Below are 1,679 nucleotides of genomic sequence, written 5' to 3'. Positions count from 1 at the left end.
CGCGACGCCATTTCACTCATATAGCCCACGTAGTGACCCATAAGAAAGTAAACCGATATCAGCGCTGCTGCCGCCGAAGAAACCAAAAACCCCGCTAGCATCAGTGAGAACTCGCGATGCTGGATGGCTTCCTGCATCAGATGCAGTGCCCAGGCGACCAGTCCGATCACGATGACGAGGAGAAAAACCATGTTTCCTTAAGACGCTGTTAAAATTTGTAATATTTATATATGTTAACAGCTTCTCAAAAAAGTGTCCCTAAGTCTATTTGCTCATTTAGTGTGTGAATTTGCCGAGCGACTCCACAGAGGCGCCAAAATGCTGCGGGTATCTCTGCAGTGCGATCGTGAAAAGTGTTATTAAATCAGGGCTTGGCGCGTTTGCGGTTCTAGGGTGGCTGAGTGAATGCTTAAGGAAGAGCAATCAGTTCATTTAATAATGAGTATCTAACTAGTCTCATCCTCGTAATCTATCTAAATGAAGAAAGCTAAAAGGGGAAAGCGACGTGAGATGAAATAGGACAACAGCAGGGTCATGAACGATCGGGTGCAGCAGGATGGCTGTGAGGATGACTTGGGGTTTTGTATGGAAAAAAGCAGCTTAAAGCTTAATTCAGGATTGTAGTTGTCGTCTAAACCGCTCCCAAACCCTGCAATTAGGGAACCTAGTCCCCTTAGGATTCTCAAAGTCCCTGTTCATGGCTAATTTAGGAGCAAGATAGCACCTCGAACACTCTTCAAACCTCCTCTAATCGGTCAGTCCATTTCCCTACTGACGCACTAGAATGCTCTTCTCAGTAAGATAAGACTTAATTTCAGCAACGGTAAGGTGCCCATAGTGCAGCAGTGAAGCCAGTAAGGCTGCCTCTGCTTGACCTTCGGTTAACGCTTCATAAATGTGCTGACAGTTGCCCGCGCCACCCGAAGCAATCACCGGAATCTGCACATTAGCGGCGATCGTGCGAGTTAGCTCCAGGTCATAGCCCGCTTGGGTTCCATCTGCGTCCATGCTGGTTAGCAGCAGTTCTCCGGCTCCGCGCTGCTCGACCTCTTTTGCCCAAGTCACGGCATCCTTGCCCGTATTTTCCCGCCCGCCTCGGACATAGACATCCCACCCTGGATTTGCCGGATCTTCCCGTCTGCGGGCATCGATCGCGATCACAATGCATTGATTGCCAAACCGATCGCTGGCTCGATCAATTAAATCAGGGTCACGAACGGCGGCTGAGTTAAGGCTCACTTTATCTGCCCCGGCTCGTAACAATTTTTTAATAGTTTCTAAGGATTGAATGCCGCCGCCGACTGTTAGCGGGATAAATACCTGCTCTGCAGTGCGATAAACCACGTCGTAAATAATGTCACGGTCTTCATGGGTTGCCGTGATATCCAGAAAAACTAGTTCGTCTGCCCCTGCCTGGTTGTAAATCTGCGCCAGCTCCACGGGGTCACCCGCATCCCGCAAATTAACAAAGTTAACCCCCTTAACGACTCTTCCTGCTTTGACATCAAGACAAGGCAAAATCCGTTTTGCCAGCATAGTTCTCCTACCCCCCTTCCAATTTTGATCGCTGCTGTAAGCAATTCAGCTTGAGTGTGAATCAACAGGATGAGTTAACGCAAACAACTGGCAGTTTAACCAGACCTCTGCTCAATATCACCATCTGTCCTCACTCAACCTTC

2 protein-coding genes are annotated in these 1,679 nt (G+C 48.6%); both read right to left on the bottom strand.

From position 1 onward, the window contains the following. On the bottom strand, positions 1-191 hold a 191-nt coding region (locus H6F80_RS22315), incomplete at its 3' end, for a hypothetical protein (protein ID WP_518523633.1). A gap of 577 nt (positions 192-768) precedes the next feature. Then, positions 769-1,536, bottom strand: coding sequence for an imidazole glycerol phosphate synthase subunit HisF (gene hisF, locus H6F80_RS22310; protein WP_190793729.1), 768 nt, complete (start codon positions 1,534-1,536; stop codon positions 769-771). Between the last annotated feature and the right edge of the window lie 143 nt (positions 1,537-1,679).

Source organism: Leptolyngbya sp. FACHB-711, from assembly GCF_014695615.1.
In the GTDB taxonomy this organism is placed as follows: domain Bacteria; phylum Cyanobacteriota; class Cyanobacteriia; order Elainellales; family Elainellaceae; genus Leptolyngbya_A.
Note: the sequence above shows the minus strand (reverse complement) of the source record. Positions and strands in the feature narration are given on the sequence as shown.